This window comes from Rhodococcus sp. EPR-157 (genome assembly GCF_001647195.1).
In the GTDB taxonomy this organism is placed as follows: domain Bacteria; phylum Actinomycetota; class Actinomycetes; order Mycobacteriales; family Mycobacteriaceae; genus Rhodococcoides.
This window is the reverse complement of sequence record NZ_LVCV01000514.1, coordinates 1-14,911: the sequence shown is the minus strand read 5'-3', so window position 1 is coordinate 14,911 and position 14,911 is coordinate 1. Positions and strand designations below refer to the sequence as shown.

16 protein-coding genes and 1 pseudogene are annotated in these 14,911 nt (G+C 64.8%); 1 reads left to right on the top strand and 16 read right to left on the bottom strand.

Annotation, left to right across the window (positions count from 1 at the left end; translation table 11 throughout):
- Positions 1–13: 13 nt before the first annotated feature.
- The 10 genes from A2J03_RS23255 to A2J03_RS23210 form a co-directional block, all read right to left on the bottom strand.
- Positions 14–1,555, bottom strand: coding sequence for a ComEC/Rec2 family competence protein (locus A2J03_RS23255; RefSeq protein WP_068378682.1), 1,542 nt, complete (start codon positions 1,553–1,555; stop codon positions 14–16).
- Positions 1,552–2,400, bottom strand: a complete 849-nt coding sequence (locus tag A2J03_RS23250; protein WP_068378678.1) for a ComEA family DNA-binding protein — start codon at positions 2,398–2,400, stop codon at positions 1,552–1,554. The genes A2J03_RS23255 and A2J03_RS23250 overlap by 4 nt, the downstream gene beginning before the upstream one ends.
- A 111-nt stretch (positions 2,401–2,511) precedes the next feature.
- Positions 2,512–3,345, bottom strand: coding sequence for a DegV family protein (locus A2J03_RS23245; protein WP_068378675.1), 834 nt, complete (start codon positions 3,343–3,345; stop codon positions 2,512–2,514).
- The gene (octT, locus tag A2J03_RS23240; protein WP_068378673.1) at positions 3,342–4,112 is read right to left on the bottom strand and encodes a diglucosylglycerate octanoyltransferase; all 771 of its coding nucleotides are present in this window, start codon (positions 4,110–4,112) and stop codon (positions 3,342–3,344) included. Before octT ends, A2J03_RS23245 begins: the two co-directional genes overlap by 4 nt.
- A complete protein-coding gene (locus tag A2J03_RS23235; RefSeq protein ID WP_231912676.1) occupies positions 4,099–4,692 on the bottom strand; it encodes a histidine phosphatase family protein in 594 nt (197 codons plus the stop codon). The genes octT and A2J03_RS23235 overlap by 14 nt, the downstream gene beginning before the upstream one ends.
- Positions 4,693–4,757: 65 nt before the next feature.
- The gene (rsfS, locus tag A2J03_RS23230) at positions 4,758–5,168 is read right to left on the bottom strand and encodes a ribosome silencing factor (RefSeq protein WP_068378669.1); all 411 of its coding nucleotides are present in this window, start codon (positions 5,166–5,168) and stop codon (positions 4,758–4,760) included.
- The gene (gene nadD, locus A2J03_RS23225; RefSeq protein WP_068378713.1) at positions 5,169–5,876 is read right to left on the bottom strand and encodes a nicotinate-nucleotide adenylyltransferase; all 708 of its coding nucleotides are present in this window, start codon (positions 5,874–5,876) and stop codon (positions 5,169–5,171) included.
- 76 nt (positions 5,877–5,952) lie between these two features.
- Complete coding sequence (locus tag A2J03_RS23220) at positions 5,953–7,368, bottom strand: vWA domain-containing protein (RefSeq protein ID WP_068378667.1); 1,416 nt, start codon at positions 7,366–7,368, stop codon at positions 5,953–5,955.
- 1 nt (position 7,369) lies between these two features.
- Positions 7,370–8,257, bottom strand: a complete 888-nt coding sequence (locus A2J03_RS23215) for an AAA family ATPase (protein WP_068378665.1) — start codon at positions 8,255–8,257, stop codon at positions 7,370–7,372.
- A 35-nt stretch (positions 8,258–8,292) separates the two neighbouring features.
- Complete coding sequence (locus tag A2J03_RS23210) at positions 8,293–9,576, bottom strand: glutamate-5-semialdehyde dehydrogenase (protein ID WP_068378664.1); 1,284 nt, start codon at positions 9,574–9,576, stop codon at positions 8,293–8,295.
- Between the two features lie 124 nt (positions 9,577–9,700).
- Between A2J03_RS23210 and A2J03_RS23205 the strand changes: the two genes are divergently transcribed.
- Positions 9,701–10,804, top strand: coding sequence for an NADH:flavin oxidoreductase/NADH oxidase (locus A2J03_RS23205; RefSeq protein ID WP_068378710.1), 1,104 nt, complete (start codon positions 9,701–9,703; stop codon positions 10,802–10,804).
- 79 nt (positions 10,805–10,883) lie between these two features.
- On the opposite strand, the gene A2J03_RS23200 is transcribed toward A2J03_RS23205, so the two are convergent.
- The 6 genes and pseudogenes from A2J03_RS23200 to A2J03_RS23180 form a co-directional block, all read right to left on the bottom strand.
- Complete coding sequence (locus tag A2J03_RS23200; protein ID WP_068378660.1) at positions 10,884–12,005, bottom strand: NADH:flavin oxidoreductase/NADH oxidase; 1,122 nt, start codon at positions 12,003–12,005, stop codon at positions 10,884–10,886.
- Complete coding sequence (locus A2J03_RS23195) at positions 12,002–12,838, bottom strand: amidohydrolase family protein (RefSeq protein ID WP_197480926.1); 837 nt, start codon at positions 12,836–12,838, stop codon at positions 12,002–12,004. The genes A2J03_RS23200 and A2J03_RS23195 overlap by 4 nt, the downstream gene beginning before the upstream one ends.
- Positions 12,835–12,984: a hypothetical protein gene (locus A2J03_RS31270; protein ID WP_197480925.1), complete on the bottom strand. Its 150-nt coding sequence runs from the start codon at positions 12,982–12,984 to the stop codon at positions 12,835–12,837. The genes A2J03_RS23195 and A2J03_RS31270 overlap by 4 nt, the downstream gene beginning before the upstream one ends.
- Positions 12,981–13,421 carry a hypothetical protein gene (locus tag A2J03_RS23190; protein WP_068378659.1) on the bottom strand — a complete coding sequence of 147 codons (441 nt, stop codon included), beginning with the start codon at positions 13,419–13,421 and terminating at the stop codon, positions 12,981–12,983. The genes A2J03_RS31270 and A2J03_RS23190 overlap by 4 nt, the downstream gene beginning before the upstream one ends.
- A gap of 27 nt (positions 13,422–13,448) precedes the next feature.
- The gene (locus A2J03_RS23185) at positions 13,449–14,639 is read right to left on the bottom strand and encodes an FAD binding domain-containing protein (RefSeq protein WP_068378657.1); all 1,191 of its coding nucleotides are present in this window, start codon (positions 14,637–14,639) and stop codon (positions 13,449–13,451) included.
- Positions 14,636–14,911 (bottom strand): annotated as a pseudogene (locus A2J03_RS23180) (MFS transporter); the annotation flags it as partial. The gene A2J03_RS23185 and the pseudogene A2J03_RS23180, both read right to left, overlap by 4 nt.

Sequence of the window (14,911 nt, the reverse complement as noted above, 5' to 3'; positions counted from 1 at the left end):
ACGCCACTTCGCGTCACAGGATCGAGGACGCAACCCACATCACAAGTACTGCTACGACCGTTCCACCCAGTACCCACCGATAGACGCGTAGCCGCAACAACAGCAGCATCACCGCTGTCACAACCGAGACCGTCAGGGCCCCCGCAACTCCACTCGGCATCACGACACCCGCGCCCGGCAGTGACGCCGACCACCGCGCCACCGCGACGAGCCACCACAGCGGCGCCGACGCCAATTCGAGTACCAGCGACGCCAACCAGCCCGCCCACGGTGCGAACACGGCTGCAACGACACCGACAACGGTGATCGGCGCAACCGTCGGAGCCACCGCAATGTTGGCGAGAACTCCCACCACGGAGAAGGTTCCAGCCATCCCCGCCACTATCGGCGCGGTCACCGCATGCGCTGCAGCGGCGACGGCAACCACTTCGGCAGGCGCGCGGCCCCAACCGTGCGCACGCAACCAGTCGACCCACACCGGCGCCACCACGACAAGACCCGCGGTGGCGGCCACCGACAGCGCAAAGCCGAAGTCGACCGACAGCTCGGGCCACCAAGCCAGAAGGCCCAGCACGGCAGTGGACAGGGCCGGGACTGCCTGACGTCGACGACCCGTGACGAGCGCGAGCAGTCCGATGCCGCCCATCACCGCCGCACGCAGCACGCTCGGGGACGGCCTGGCAACGACGACGAACGCGAGTAACACTGCCGCGCACAGCACTACCGTCGAGCGTGGTCCGATCGCAATGGCACGGGTCAGCAACAGGACTGCGCCGAGGACGATTGCGAAATTCGCTCCGGAGACCGCCGTCAGGTGGGTGAGTCCCGCTGCACGAAAGTCGGACTCCAGGTCTTCCGGCAATGCCGAGACGTCACCGACCACGAGACCCGGGAGCAACCCTGCCTGATCGACCGGCAGCGCATCCGATGCCGCTGCCGCAAGCGACGTTCTCACTGCTGCAGCTGTTTTCGCCACCGGTCCAGGTGTGTCGACGCGCAGCGGAGGTCCGTCGACCCGAACGACAGCGAGCGTGAGGTCCTGTCTGTCGGGTGGCGAGAGTCGACCCCGCAGGACGACGGTCTGCCCGGGGACCAGGTGCTGCCACTCGGTTGCCGGGGCCAACACCGACACTCGTCCACCGAGCTCGATCGGTATCCCCGCGATATCGACCTGAACCAGCTCGGCCCGGACGGACACCGTCGGCGGCCCGGGCGAGCGCAGTCGTCGTGGATCCTCGCGCACCACGACCGCAGCGCTCACCCAAGCCCGTTGATCGGCGGCGTCGACCACGGGGCTCGTCTCGAATTCCCAGGCGTGCAGCGCGGCCGCACCCGAGTAGCATCCACCGATCACTGCCATCGTGATCAGTCCGATGCCGCTGCGCCCCAGTTGCGCTCGCCAGGACAGCACTGCGACACACAGACATACCCACGCCACTGCGAGGACGATGGCAACGACGGATCCGCCCAGAATCCCGCAGATCGTGGCGACCCACCCGGCGAGCGCGCACGGAACAAGCCGCACGTCGTGCGGGCGGATCAGCGGTTCGTTCACACCGTGACCTGGTCTCTGAGTTTTTCGAGGCGCACCGGGCCGATACCGTCCACCTCCGCCAACTGCCCGACGTCCTTGAACGCGCCGTTCGCCTCCCGCCAGGCGATGATGCTCGCTGCCGTCACCGGTCCGACGCCGTCCAACGCGTCGAGTTCGGCCACCGTCGCGGTATTGAGGTTCACTGTGCCCCCTGCACTGCCATCCGCTGCAGCGCCAGTTGCTCCGGTAGCCGAAGTCGAGGCACTTCCCGGTGCGGAATCCTGGACCGTCCCACTGATGATCGGCCTCCCCTCCGGCGGCGGCGCACCGACCACGATCTGGTCACCGTCCGCGAGCTTGGCCGCCAGGTTCAGCGCCAACACATCCGCGCCGTCGAGTGGTCCACCTGCGGCCTCGAGGGCATCGGCGACGCGTGAGCCGGCCGGAAGGTTCACCAGACCCGAGGATGCAACCAGACCCACCACACTGACCACGATGGTCGACGGCGGAGCTGCGGTCACGGAGGGTGCGACCTCGACGTCCGAAATGGGTTGCACGATCGGCAGAGTCGGCACTGGCGCAACGACCGGCGCATCGCGCAGCACTGCGTACCCGGCCACGATCAGCACGGTCACTCCGACGCCACACAGCGCGAGCATCCCGGTTCGGCCGGGGTCGAGACGGGCACCGCGCCATCGCTCCGGGAGGTGGGCCGAGAGCGCCGATTCACGCTGCTCGTCCTGCCTCAGCCAGTCCGGTGTCAGGTTTGCGTCGACGTCGCGTGGACTGCGATCGATCGCTCCAGGAGAACCAGGTCCGACCGGAGTGGAGTTTCGCGAGATCGGCTGCGTTCGAGGACTTGCCATACCCGCGACGGTATCGACGGCCCTGGTCTCCGACGGGACGACACCGCAGCTGGAGGATTGCCCTGTGGATAACCACCGAGGCTGTGGACAACGCGGCTCGACCGTGCCGAGTCAGCGCTCCGGACAGACGACGACTCCCACTGCCCCGGGGCCGACATGAGCGCCGAGAACGGCCCCGAAAGGCACCACCGAAAGATCGCTGACCTCGGGAATTCGGCGTGTCAACAGGGTAGCGACAGCGTCGGCACGCTCGGGGCACTGCATATGGTGCACGGTGAGCGCAACCCTGCCTTGTCCAGCGACCCGGTGGGCGGCGTCGACGAGTTTGCCGAGCGCCTTCGTCGACGTTCGCGCCTTCTCGCCCAGCACCAGCTTGCCTTCGCTCACATGCAGCACCGGCTTCATGGCCAGTGCTGTACCGACCAGCGCGGCCGCTGCTCCGATGCGACCTCCCCGGCGCAAGTGATCGAGCCGGTCCACCACGATGAAACTGCGACTCCGATGGGCCACTGCCACGGCATCGTCGTATACGGAGTCGATGCTCTCGCCGCGGGCGGCCGCTCGGGCAGCGGCAAGCACCGCGTAGCCGAGGCCCATCCCGGCCGACGCGGAATCGATGACGCGGACTCGCTCACCCAATCCGGCTGCCGCCTGACGAGCTGCCTCCCAGGTACTGGAGAGACCACGCGAAATGTGCACGGCTACAACGCCTGCGCCGTCACTTCGTTCCAGCGCGTCACGGTAGAGACCGGCCAACTCCCCCGGCGATGCTCCCGCTGTCGTGACAGGACCATGTGCCGCGAAGTTCTCCGGGATCGGATCGAGACCCTCACGTAGGTCGATTCCATCGACGAACACATGCAAGGGAGCCACGGTGATCCCCGCGCCGTGGGCGAGCTCTACACCCAGACATGCCGACGAATCGGTCACGACCGCTACCGTCACCCGCGCTGCTCCTCTTCGCGTACAACCGTTCTCAGTTGTGCAAGCATCGCGTCTGCGACGGCGACGTGCGCATCCCAACCCCAGTGGATTCCGTCGGGGTTGGCCTGGTCGGAGAAGATGTTCTCTCGCACTGCGTCCGCCAGATCGACCAGTGGCACACCGCTTTTCGCACCCCATTGCCGCAGAGCCTTTTCAGCGGCGGGTCGGCCGGCATGTACCTTGCCGTACGCATCGCTCCGATGCACCGAGGGCAACGTTCCGATGATCGGCAGTTCCGGTCGAACATACGCCAGCGCGGCTCGCGCCTGCTCCAGGTAGTCGACGCTCAGCTTCGGCGGCAGCGCCACCGGCCAGCCGAGATGCGCGAACCTCGGTTGTACCCATTGGTATCCGGCACGCACAACCCGGCGGAGGGCCGGCGGACGGACGTACCGAATCTGTTCCCGGAGCGCCGTCGGCAGCGGCGACGGCAACGAATCCATCCCGCCGACACCGAAGATCACTGCGCCTGCCTTCGGGATCGCCGCCCATACGCGCGGATCCTGCGTCAGCGCCCACCACGCGTCGCGACTGGTCCAGCCGATGCGTGCCACCAGCTCGACCGTCCATCCCATCTCTGCCGCAACGAGATTGGGCCAGATGCGCGGATCGTCGACGGGAAGACCGCCCTTCGGCCCGTAATAGCTCAGCGAATCCGCCACAACCAGAAGCACTGGCGGTGCCTCGGCGTCGACGGCGCGAACCTGGTAGTCGTCAGAGGACGTCACTGGCCACTCTCGCGGACGCGTTCCAGACATCGAGACGCCAGCCGAGCGCGTCACCCTCGCCGTGACTGCTCAGCTGTACCCAGCTGGTGTTCGACAGTCCACCGAGCACGGGCCACCGATCCACTGGAAGATCGAGCAGAGCGGCGCTCAATGCGGCGATCAGGCCTCCGTGGGCGACGAGGACGATCGGCGCGCTCGCACCGTCAGCTCCCCATTGCATCTCGGAGTCGAGCAGTTCGCGGACCACCGGCACGCTCCGACGAGCGACGTCGACGCGACTCTCGCCCCCCGGAGGCGCGACGGTGGCGTCGGCTCGCCATGCCGACCGTGCGCCGGGCAGGAGGTCGTCGACGTCGTGATGCGTCAAGCCTTGCCAGTCGCCCAGATGAGTTTCACGAAGCCGTTGATCGACGTCGACGGGAACCCCGCTCGCGTCACCCAACGCGGTGGCCGTGTCGAGAGCGCGTCGAAGATCCGAGGACACGATGCGCATCGGCGAACGCGTCGCAAGCAGTTCAGCTGCGGACTTGGCCTGTGTTCTGCCCAGTTCGGTCAGGTCGGTGTCGAGTTGACCCTGCATGCGCTCGGTCGCGTTGTACTCGGTCTGGCCGTGCCGCAGCAGAATCAGCTGCCGCTTGACCGGTGTCACTGCTCGGATTCCACCGAGTCGCCCGATACTTCGGCAGCGGGCCGCTCACCGAGTCCGGGAACCTCGATGCTCGGGCAGTCCTTCCACAGGCGCTCCAGCGCATAGAAGTTGCGTTCGTCGTTGTGCTGGACGTGGACGACGACGTCGATGTAGTCGAGAAGCGCCCACCGTCCTTCACGAGTCCCTTCCTTGCGGACCGGCTTGAAGCCCTCCTCGCGCAGCTTGTCCTCGATGTTCTCGACGATTGCGCTGACCTGCCGTTCGTTGGGTGCCGACGCGATGACGAAGCAGTCGGTGATGACCAACTGCTCCGAGACGTCGAGGACCACGACGTCGGTCGCCAGCTTGTCGTCGGCCGCGAGGGCCGCGATTCGCGCGATCGAGGTGGCCTGATCGGTTGCAGTCACTTAGCTATTCTCCCGTTGTGTTGAGCCTGATGGTGTCGAGCCTGGTTGTGTCTGGTCTGTCGGGTGCAGCTTCTGTGGCGATGGCTCCGACATCGTGACGGAGCCGTCGAGGCGTTGTTCGCCTCTCGGTCGGTAGAGATTTCTCTTGGAGATGTACTGGACCACGCCGTCGGGGACGAGATACCAGACGGGCCGGTTTTCGCTCGCCCGCAGCCTGCATTCGGTCGAGGAGATCGCCAGCGCGGGGATCTCGATCAGTGTCAGCGCGTCCGGTGGTAGGTCCTGGAGGTGATCGGCGAGATGTTCGACTCCCAGTTCGAAGCCCGGCCGCGACACCCCGACGAATTTCGCGAGGTCGAACAGCTCCTCCCAGTTCTGCCAGGTCAGGATACTCTCGAGCGCGTCCGCGCCGGTGATGAAGTACAGCTCGGCGGCCGGGTGCTGTTCGCGGAGGTCGCGAAGGGTGTCCACCGTGTACGTCAGTTTCTCGCGGTCGACATCGACGCGACTGACCGAGAACCGAGGGTTGGATGCGGTGGCGATGACCGTCATGAGGTAACGGTCCTCGGCCGGGCTGACGACCTTGCCCTCCTTCTGCCAGGGCGTCCCGGTCGGGACGAAGATGACCTCGTCGAGCCCGAAGGTGTTGGCGACCTCGCTGGCGGCGACGAGGTGGCCGTGATGGATCGGATCGAACGTTCCGCCCATCACTCCCAGCTTGCGGACCGCCACAGGTTGTTGTTGCACGATTGTCGATCTTACTTCGCGGGACCAGGACTACAGATCACACCGGCAGTAGCCGCGAGACGATGTCGCCCAACTGCCCGGCGGAACGGCACTCGTACATGCTGATGACGTCGCTGTAGACGGTGGTTGCGGAGTCTCCCGAACCCCACTGACCCTTCGGTTCCGGGTTGAGCCAGTACGCGTGCTTGGCCACCGCAACCGTACGCGCCAGCGCCGCCACTTTCGGGTCCCGGTAGTTGGTGCGGGCGTCGCCGAGTACCAGTACCGAGGTCCTCGCAGTCACCGCCTGGGCGTACTTGTCGTCGAAGGTCTCGAACGCATTTCCATAGTCGGAGTGCCCGTCGTAGGTGATCAGCTCCGACTCTCGAACGACGCGCGACATCGCCGCGCCGAGGTCGGATCCCGAATCGAAGAATCGCGTCACCTCGTCGGTGGAGTCGATGAAGGCGAAGATACGAACGCGTGAGAACTGCTCTCGCAGCGCCTGGACCAGGAGCAGGGTGAAGTGGCTGAACCCTGCGACCGACCCCGACACATCGCACAGAACCACGAGCTCCGGGCGGGCTTTCCTCGGTTTACGCTGCACCAGGTCGATGGGCACGCCGCCCGTGGACATGGATTTCCGCAGTGTGCGTCGAAGATCGATCGAGCCCGACCTGCTCCGCTTACGCCTCGCGGCGAGCCTGCTCGCGAGTAGTCGCGCCAGTGGCGTCACGCTGCGTCGCAGAGCCACCATCTCGGTATCCGACGCGCGCAGAAAGTCGACGTCCTCGGCGAGCTTCGGAACGCCGTAGCTCGCGACGCGTTCCCGGCCGAGCTGCTCTGCGGCGCGGCGGCGTGTTTCCTTCTCCACCATCTTGCGCAGATCTGCGATCCGCTGCGCGGCGGTACGCTTGGCGACCTCGTCCTCGTACGCGCCCGACGACCGGTCCGAACCGTTTTCCGCGTTTCCCAGTAGTCCTTGCAGGATCTTGCTCAGCAACGTATCCGGGGCGACATCGCGCAATGCCTGATACGCCGAGAAAGACGGCCCGTTAGTCGACTTGTATTGGCCGAGCTCCTCGACCATCTGCGCGGCCAGCATCTCGGTCAGCTCGAGTGCATCGGGACTGCCGTCGACGAGAAGATCGGTGATCAGCTCTCGCAGGGCGGTGAAGTCGATCGTGCCGTCGGGCATCCTCGGCAGCGCAGTGTCGATCTGTCCGGACTCCCGCTGTCCGGTTGCCGCCGGAAACCACAGGTCGAACAGCGCATCGAACGTGTCGCGGTGCGTCGGTCTGCGCAGGAGCGAGCACGCCAGTCCTTCGCGAAGGGCTTCGCGATCGAGGAGGTCGAGCACGGCGAGAACACGCCCTGCGTCGACCGTTTCGGACGGTCCGACGGCAATGCCGCGCGCCCGAAGCGCCTCGACGAAGTCGACGAGATGGCCGGACAATCCGTACGGGGACAACATGTCAGTTCAGCCGGAGCTCGGCTGCGGCCTTGTCCTGGTCGGACTGATGCTTGAGCACCACTCCCAGCGTGGCACGGACTGCGTCGTCGTCCAGGGTGTCCATCCCGAGCGCAAGCAGGGTCCGGCCCCAGTCGATGGTTTCGGCGACCGACGGCACTTTCTTGAGCTGCATCGCACGCATGACGCGCACGGTGCGGACCAGCTGCTCCGCGATTGCCTCCGGCAGCTCCGGCACCCGACTGGCCAGAATTCTCCGTTCGAGTTCGGCATCCGGAAAGTCGAGATGCAGGAACAGGCAGCGACGTTTGAGTGCTTCGGACAGTTCGCGAGTGGCGTTCGAGGTCAGAACCGTGAACGGCTTGCGGGTCGCGGTGATCGTGCCGAGCTCGGGAATGGTGACAGCGAAGTCGCTCAGCACCTCGAGCAGCAAACCCTCGATCTCGACGTCGGCCTTGTCGGTCTCGTCGATCAGCAACACCGTGGGATCCTCGCGGCGGATCGCCTGCAACAACGGCCTCGCGAGCAGGAATTCCTCCGAGAACACATCGAGCTTGGTGGAGTCCCAGTCCTGGTGTCCTGCGGAACTCGATTGAATTCGCAGGATTTGCTTGGCGTGATTCCACTCGTACAGGGCACGTGCCTCGTCGACGCCCTCGTAGCACTGCAGCCGAATCAGTTCCGCGCCCGCCGTCTGGGCGACGGCTCTGGCCAGTTCGGTCTTTCCGACACCCGCCGGCCCCTCGATGAGCAGCGGCTTACCGAGCCGATCGGCAAGAAACACCGACGTCGCCGTGGCCTTGTTCGCGAGGTAGCCGGTCTCGGCAAGTCGGGACACGACGTCATCGACGCTGCCGAACAGCGGCGGTGTCGTCGGTAATGCTCGATCCACGTTTTTCTCCTGCTTTGGTTACGTACTTCGATGCCTCACACCGCGCGTGTGTGGCCCTCGCCCCAGACAGTCCACTTCGTCGAGGTCAGTTCGGGTAGGCCCATAGGCCCTCGGGCGTGGAGCTTCTGCGTGGAAATACCGATTTCGGCTCCGAAACCGAACTGTTCTCCATCGGTGAATGCCGTCGAGGCGTTGACCATGACGGCCGCGGCATCGACACGAGTGGTGAACTCGCGGGCGGCACGAAGATCCGCCGTCACGATCGCCTCGGTGTGCCCGGTGCCGTAGGCGTCGATGTGCGCGATTGCATCGTCGATTCCGTCGACGACCTTCAGCGCGACGTCGAGCGACAAGTACTCCTCCGCCCAATCCTTGTCGGTGGCGGGCACCAGGCCTGGCAGGTCTCCGTGGACGACGACGCTGTGTGCCTGGAACGCCTGCAACAGCAGTGGCACCGCTGTCTCGGCCACGGCGGCATCGACGAGGATCGTTTCGGCGGCGTTGCAGACACTGACCCGACGAGTCTTGGAGTTGAGAATGATCTTCTCGGCCATCTTCAGGTCGGCTGCCGAATGGACGTAGATGTGGCAATTCCCGACGCCGGTCTCGATCGTCGGGACGGTGGCATCACGAACGACCGCGTCGATGAGTCCGGCGCCACCCCGCGGGATTACGACGTCGACAAGGCCGCGTGCCTGGATCAAATGTGTGACGGATGACCGATCGGCACTGTCGAGCAACTGAACTGCGTCGAGCGGCAGACCACTCGCCACGAGAGACTGCTGGATCGCATCGACGAGAGCGGCATTGGACAGCGCAGCCGACTTCGACCCGCGAAGCAACGCCGCGTTGCCGGACTTGAATGCGAGCCCGAATGCGTCGACCGTCACGTTCGGGCGTGCTTCGTAGACCATCCCGACCACTCCGAGCGGCACTCGAAGTTGACGGATTTGAAGACCGTTGGGCAGCGTCGACCCGCGAACTACCTCTCCGATCGGATCCGGCAGTCCCGCGACCTGCCGGAGCCCCGCGGCAATGCCGTCGATCCTCGCCCCGGTCAAGCGCAATCTGTCGAGTAACCCCTCGCCTGTTCCAGCCTCGCGCGCAGCCTCGACGTCGGCTTCGTTGGCGGCGAGCACCTGCGGGCCTGCTGCGAGAAGAGCATCCGCAGCAGCATGCAAGGCCGCGTTCTTCTCCGCCGCGGTCAACAGCGCAAGAGCACGCGACGCAACTCTGCCGCGCCTGGCAGCGGCATGGACCTTCTCGCGCTGGTCCACCTGCTGCGAGGTCGAATCAGCGGTCACGGGTACAGCAGTCATGCTTCACACACTAACCGGCGATGCATCTCGACCTTCGTCGGGAATGACGACCCTGCTCGAGTGGTTGTCGCCAGCGAACCCTTCTGGATTCGACACCTTCACTTCCGACGACAGAGGAGATCTCTTGACCGCGCTGTTCGAACCCCTGACTCTGCGCAGCATCACGTTTCCGAACAGAGTGTGGATGTCGCCGATGTGCCAGTACTCCGCAGACACCGAGGGTGAGGGAGTGGGCGCCCCACACGATTGGCACCGAACACATCTGGTGAGCCGTGCGATCGGCGGCGCCGGGCTCATTCTCACCGAGGCCGCCGCAGTGAGTCCAGAAGGTCGGATCAGCCCGGCCGACCTCGGGATCTGGAACGACACTCAGGAACAGGCGTTCGCCGACATCGTTGCGCGTATCGAGGCGTACGGATCGGTACCGGGCATTCAACTCGCGCATGCCGGACGTAAGGCGTCGACCTCGGCTCCGTGGGTAGGCGGAAAGTCCATTCCGGCCACCGAGCCGCTCGGCTGGGAAACCGTCGGCCCGTCTGCGGTCGCCTTCGGTGACTACGCGACGCCACGGGAAGCGACCAGAGACGACATCGAGCAGATCGTGCGCGATTTCGTCGCTGCGGCAGAGCGCTCGTTGCGTGCCGGCTTCAAGGTCGTCGAGATCCACGCAGCACATGGTTACCTCCTTCACCAGTTCCTCTCCCCCGCAAGCAATCAGCGCACCGACGAGTATGGCGGCGATTTCACGGGCCGGACTCGTCTTCTCATCGAGATCGTCGACGCTGTCCGGAAGGTCTGGCCGGCCGAACTCCCACTGTTCGTCCGCGTATCGGCGACGGATTGGCTGGACGAGGACATCGAGGGTCTCGACGCACCGAGTTGGACCGCCGACCAGACGGTTGCGCTGGTTCAGCTTCTCGAAGATCACGGCGTCGATCTGATCGACGTGTCCACCGGTGGAAATGTTCGAGCGAAGATTCCTGTCGGACCTGGGTATCAAGTTCCGTTCGCCCAACGGATCCAGGACGAGACGACGGTTCCTGCTGCGGCGGTCGGAATGATCACCGAGCCCAAGCAGGCAGAGGAGATCGTCTCCTCGGGTGTTGCGGTAGCCGTGCTGCTCGCCCGAGAACTTCTCCGTGACCCATACTGGCCGAGACGTGCAGCACGGGAACTCGGAGCAGAGATCACCCCGGCCGTTGCCCCGCAGTACGAGCGGGCGTTCTGAGCGAGCGACGGCAACCCTCGAACGCTCGGTGAAGCCACGGCCCCACCCGTCACGATCTCGTGAAGGCGGGGCCAGGGCGCTAGTGCACAGGGGCCGGCTGTCGCGGCACTCGATCTCTGAATGCGCGTGCGTAGTTCGGAGGGTGCCGCAGCGGCACGGCGAGTTCTCGTGCCGCTCGCTGACCCCAGTACGGATCACGCAGCAACTCCCGAGCCAAGAACACGGCGTCGGCCTGCCCCGATTCCACTATGGAGTTCGCCTGCGCGGGGTCCGTGATCAATCCGACTGCGGCGGTGGGCATTCCGGTTCTGCTGCGCACCTCCGCCGCGAATCGCACCTGATATCCAGGCCCGACGGGTATGCGCGCGTCGGGCACTATGCCTCCTGTCGAGACGTCGAACAGGTCGACGCCATGGCTGGACAACACGTCCGCCAAGGCCACGGTGTCCTCCACCGTCCAGCCAGGACGGGCGTCGTCCGTATCGCCGGCAAGCCAATCGGTTGCCGAGACACGGAAGAACAATGGGCGGTTGCCAGGCCACACTCGCCGAACCGCATCGACGACTTCGACGGCGAACCGCATGCGATTGGTGAGTGATCCTCCGTATTCATCGGTACGCCGATTCGAGGATGGCGACAGAAACTGATGAATCAGATATCCGTGCGCGCCATGAAGTTCGAGGACGTCGAAACCCACGGCAGCTGCGCGACTCGCACTGGTTGCGAAGGACTCCACGATGTCGCCGATCTGGCGTCTCGTGAGCGCAACAGGCTCAGGCAAATCGCCGAAGGCTTCCGGACTCGGAGCGACCGTCTGCCACTTACTTTCCACGAAATCGCCTGTATTCCACGGCCGTCCTGTCGACGCCTTGCGTCCGGCGTGAACGAGTTGAATTCCAACCGCTGTTCCCTGCGAGTGCAAGAACTCGATGATTCGGCGGTGCGAGTGCGCCTGCGCATCGTTCCACAGGCCGAGGTCGAATTCGCTGCTGCGTCCGTCTGGTGTCACGGCCGTCGCCTCGATCATCGCCAGTCCCACACCGCCGACCGCGCGAGCCGCGAAGTGCTGAAAGTGCCAGTCCGTCGCTGCACCTGTGCTTTCCCCCTCCGGATCGGCCGCGAACTGCATCATCGGCGACATCCAGATTCGGTTCTGCATAGTCGAATCGCGCAGAGTGATCGAGTCGAACAGGCCGGTCACGACGGCACGGCCGATCGAATGTCGGCGCCGAGGAACGCCCGCGCGTTGGCCGCGAGCACCGACCGCTCGAGTCCGGACCGGTCGACGAAGGTCGCGATGTCCGACTCTGCCATGTCGAACGGATAGTCCGTACCGCACACGATCCTGCTCTCGGCTGCATGCTCACGCAGCAACCCGAGCGCAGCGTCATCGTGAGTGACCGTGTCGAAGTAGGGCGCACGAAACAGCTCTCGCGGTGATGTCGCGCTCGCCGTGCGCACGTCGGGACGAGCCTCCCACGCGTGCGCCCAACGGCCCAGAAGCGATGGGGCGCATCCGCCGCCGTGAACGAAGCACAGGCGCAGATCCGGCAGCTCCTCGAGAACACCGCCCAGGATGCTCGACGCGACCGCGGTAGCCGTTTCCACGGGGTTGCCGATGAGGTTCGCGAGGTAGTAGCTGGCCCATTCCGGCTGTGGCAGCTGCATCGGATGGACGAGCACCGCCATCCGATTAGTCGATGCCGACCGCACGATCGAACGCAGCACACCGACATCGAGCGAACCTCCCCGCACGATGGGAGGAATCGCGATACCCACCAATACGTTCTGTGCAGCGAGCGTACGGATCTGACGATCCGCAGCGTCGGGATCGTCGAGTCGCACGGTTCCAAGTCCGGAAAGTCGTCCCGCCGAGTCCGATACCACTTCCGTGAGGGCAGCATTGTAGGAACTCGTGTACTCCTCCGCAGAAACGTCGGCAGCCGTCGCGAACGCAAAGGGCGGCGGCGACAGTGCACGAATGTCGATTCCGAACCGGTCCATGTCGGCCAGTACAGCGGTGACGTCGCTCATTGCTTCGGTCCGAATGGAGAGGGGGATGTCCCCAGGAAAAGTTCACCGCCGCGGTCTTGCATGGCGCCGAACGGCGAGCCGGGCGGGAGCCCGAACAACTCTTCCGGCAACCAGTGGGCGTGGATGTCGACCAGACCTGTGGTCACGATCCCACCACCGGAAGTGCATCGTTGTCCGAGTCGAGATGCTCGACCGTGGTGAAGATCAACTCGCCGGTGCCCACGTTCTCGATGTCGTGCAGTAGAAACTCACCCGCAGCGAAGTGGAAATGACGAGTTTCACCCGCGGAGTACGAGACGTCTCGCGTAGTGCCGTCGAAGGTGTGTTGCCGGGAAGTGCCGGCGTTCACCGCGGTCCAGAAGTAATCGAGTACGTGACGGTGTGCGTGCCAGCGCTCACCGGGCGCAAGCCGAATCTCCCACACTCGAACCCGGTCGTTCTGGCTCAGCAGAGTCGAACCCACCTCGCCGTCGTATTCGTGGGCACCGAACTCGGCCCGCAGTTCGTCGGACCATCCGTCGAAGTTCTCCGCAACGAGAGTCCCTGCCAATGGGAGGTCGCTGAGGAAATTGTTGGTAGTCATCGCATTTCCTTTCTAGCGATCGCGTCTCTAGCGACCGGGCCCGTACAGGCCGAATCGAAGGTCTTTGTCCCCTGGCGTCCAGGTGTTGGTGAATTGCGATCTCTCGCCCATTGCCTTCACCCTCGCCAACAGATTGCTACTCAGTTCCAGTTGCCCAGGCTCCCACTTCTCGAGCGCTTCGACGATGTTCCCGGCAGACGCCGAGAGCGCGTCGCTGAGCGCCCACGCGTCAGCTGCTGCCTTGGCGGTTCCGGCCGCCGCATGTGGCCTGGCCCCGCACGCCGCATCCCCGATCAGTGCGACACGTCCGCTGGCCATCTTGGACGCGCGCGAGTCCCACACGACCTGAATGAACGGTGCCTCGGTCGAGGTGACGACCTCGGCAGCGGCAGGTGCGAGCAACCTCGACGCGGCATCGCGCATCTCCTCGACGTACCGATCCTGGACCTGGTGGGGATGGACGGACACCTTTCCCTGAAACCCTCGCTTGTCGGTGAGCATCTCATCGAGATCGGGGCCTTCCGGAACGTTTCGATACCAGACGTAGTTCATCAACCGATCGCCGACAGCAGTTCCTCGCGCGCTTGGAATGGGGTACATCGTGATGTGCGAGTTCTGCACGATGTTGTAGGTGATCGAGTTGTGCAGCAGCTGGGCCGTCTCCGATGTCAACATGGCTTCGTCCACCGTGCCCCGCCACCCGATGTACCCCGAATACTCCAGCGTCACATCGGGGTCGATTCGTGAGCGGTTGGCAGATGTGACCCCATCGGCGATCACGACCAGATCTGCATGGACCTGTGTGCCGCTGACGAATCGAACGGTGACAGAGTCCTCGTCCTGATCGAAACCGCAGGCGAATTCACCGAGGTGGTAGTGCTCGCGTCCGAAGTCCGCCAGCAACGCCCGATAGAAGGTCCCCCAGGATGTGTGCGACCACGACCGGGCATCACGGTCGACGATCCGATTGTCGTCCTCGATGTACTGGACCCAGTCGGTGGTGGTGCTCACGTCCTCCGGCCGCTGCGAACTTCGCTCACGGAACCACCGAAGGGTGTCGGGTTGGAGAACGATGCCGCCACCGCGTCCGTCCAGATCGGACGGCGTCCGCTCGAAGACGTCGACCTCGAAGCCGAGGTCTCGCAGAAGGAGCGCTGCAGTCAGTCCGCCGATGGATCCTCCGACGACAACTGCTTTCGAACCTGCGTAAACGTTCATGCCGACGTTCCTTTCACTGACGTGGGTGCCGGCACGGTGTCGGCGGGAGCATGGTGTTCGGGATCGGTCGGCAGGGCCGCGTCACGGGTTTCCGGCGCGAAGTACAACCCGACGAGAGCGATCACTCCGGTGGACGCGAGAACGGCCGTCGCAATGCCCAGGTTGCCGCCGAACCACGAAGTCGCGATGACTCCCGCTACCAGCGGTCCGGCCGCAGTGATGTAGCGACCGATACTGTTGGCCAACGCGATTCCGCTTGCTCGCATACTCGG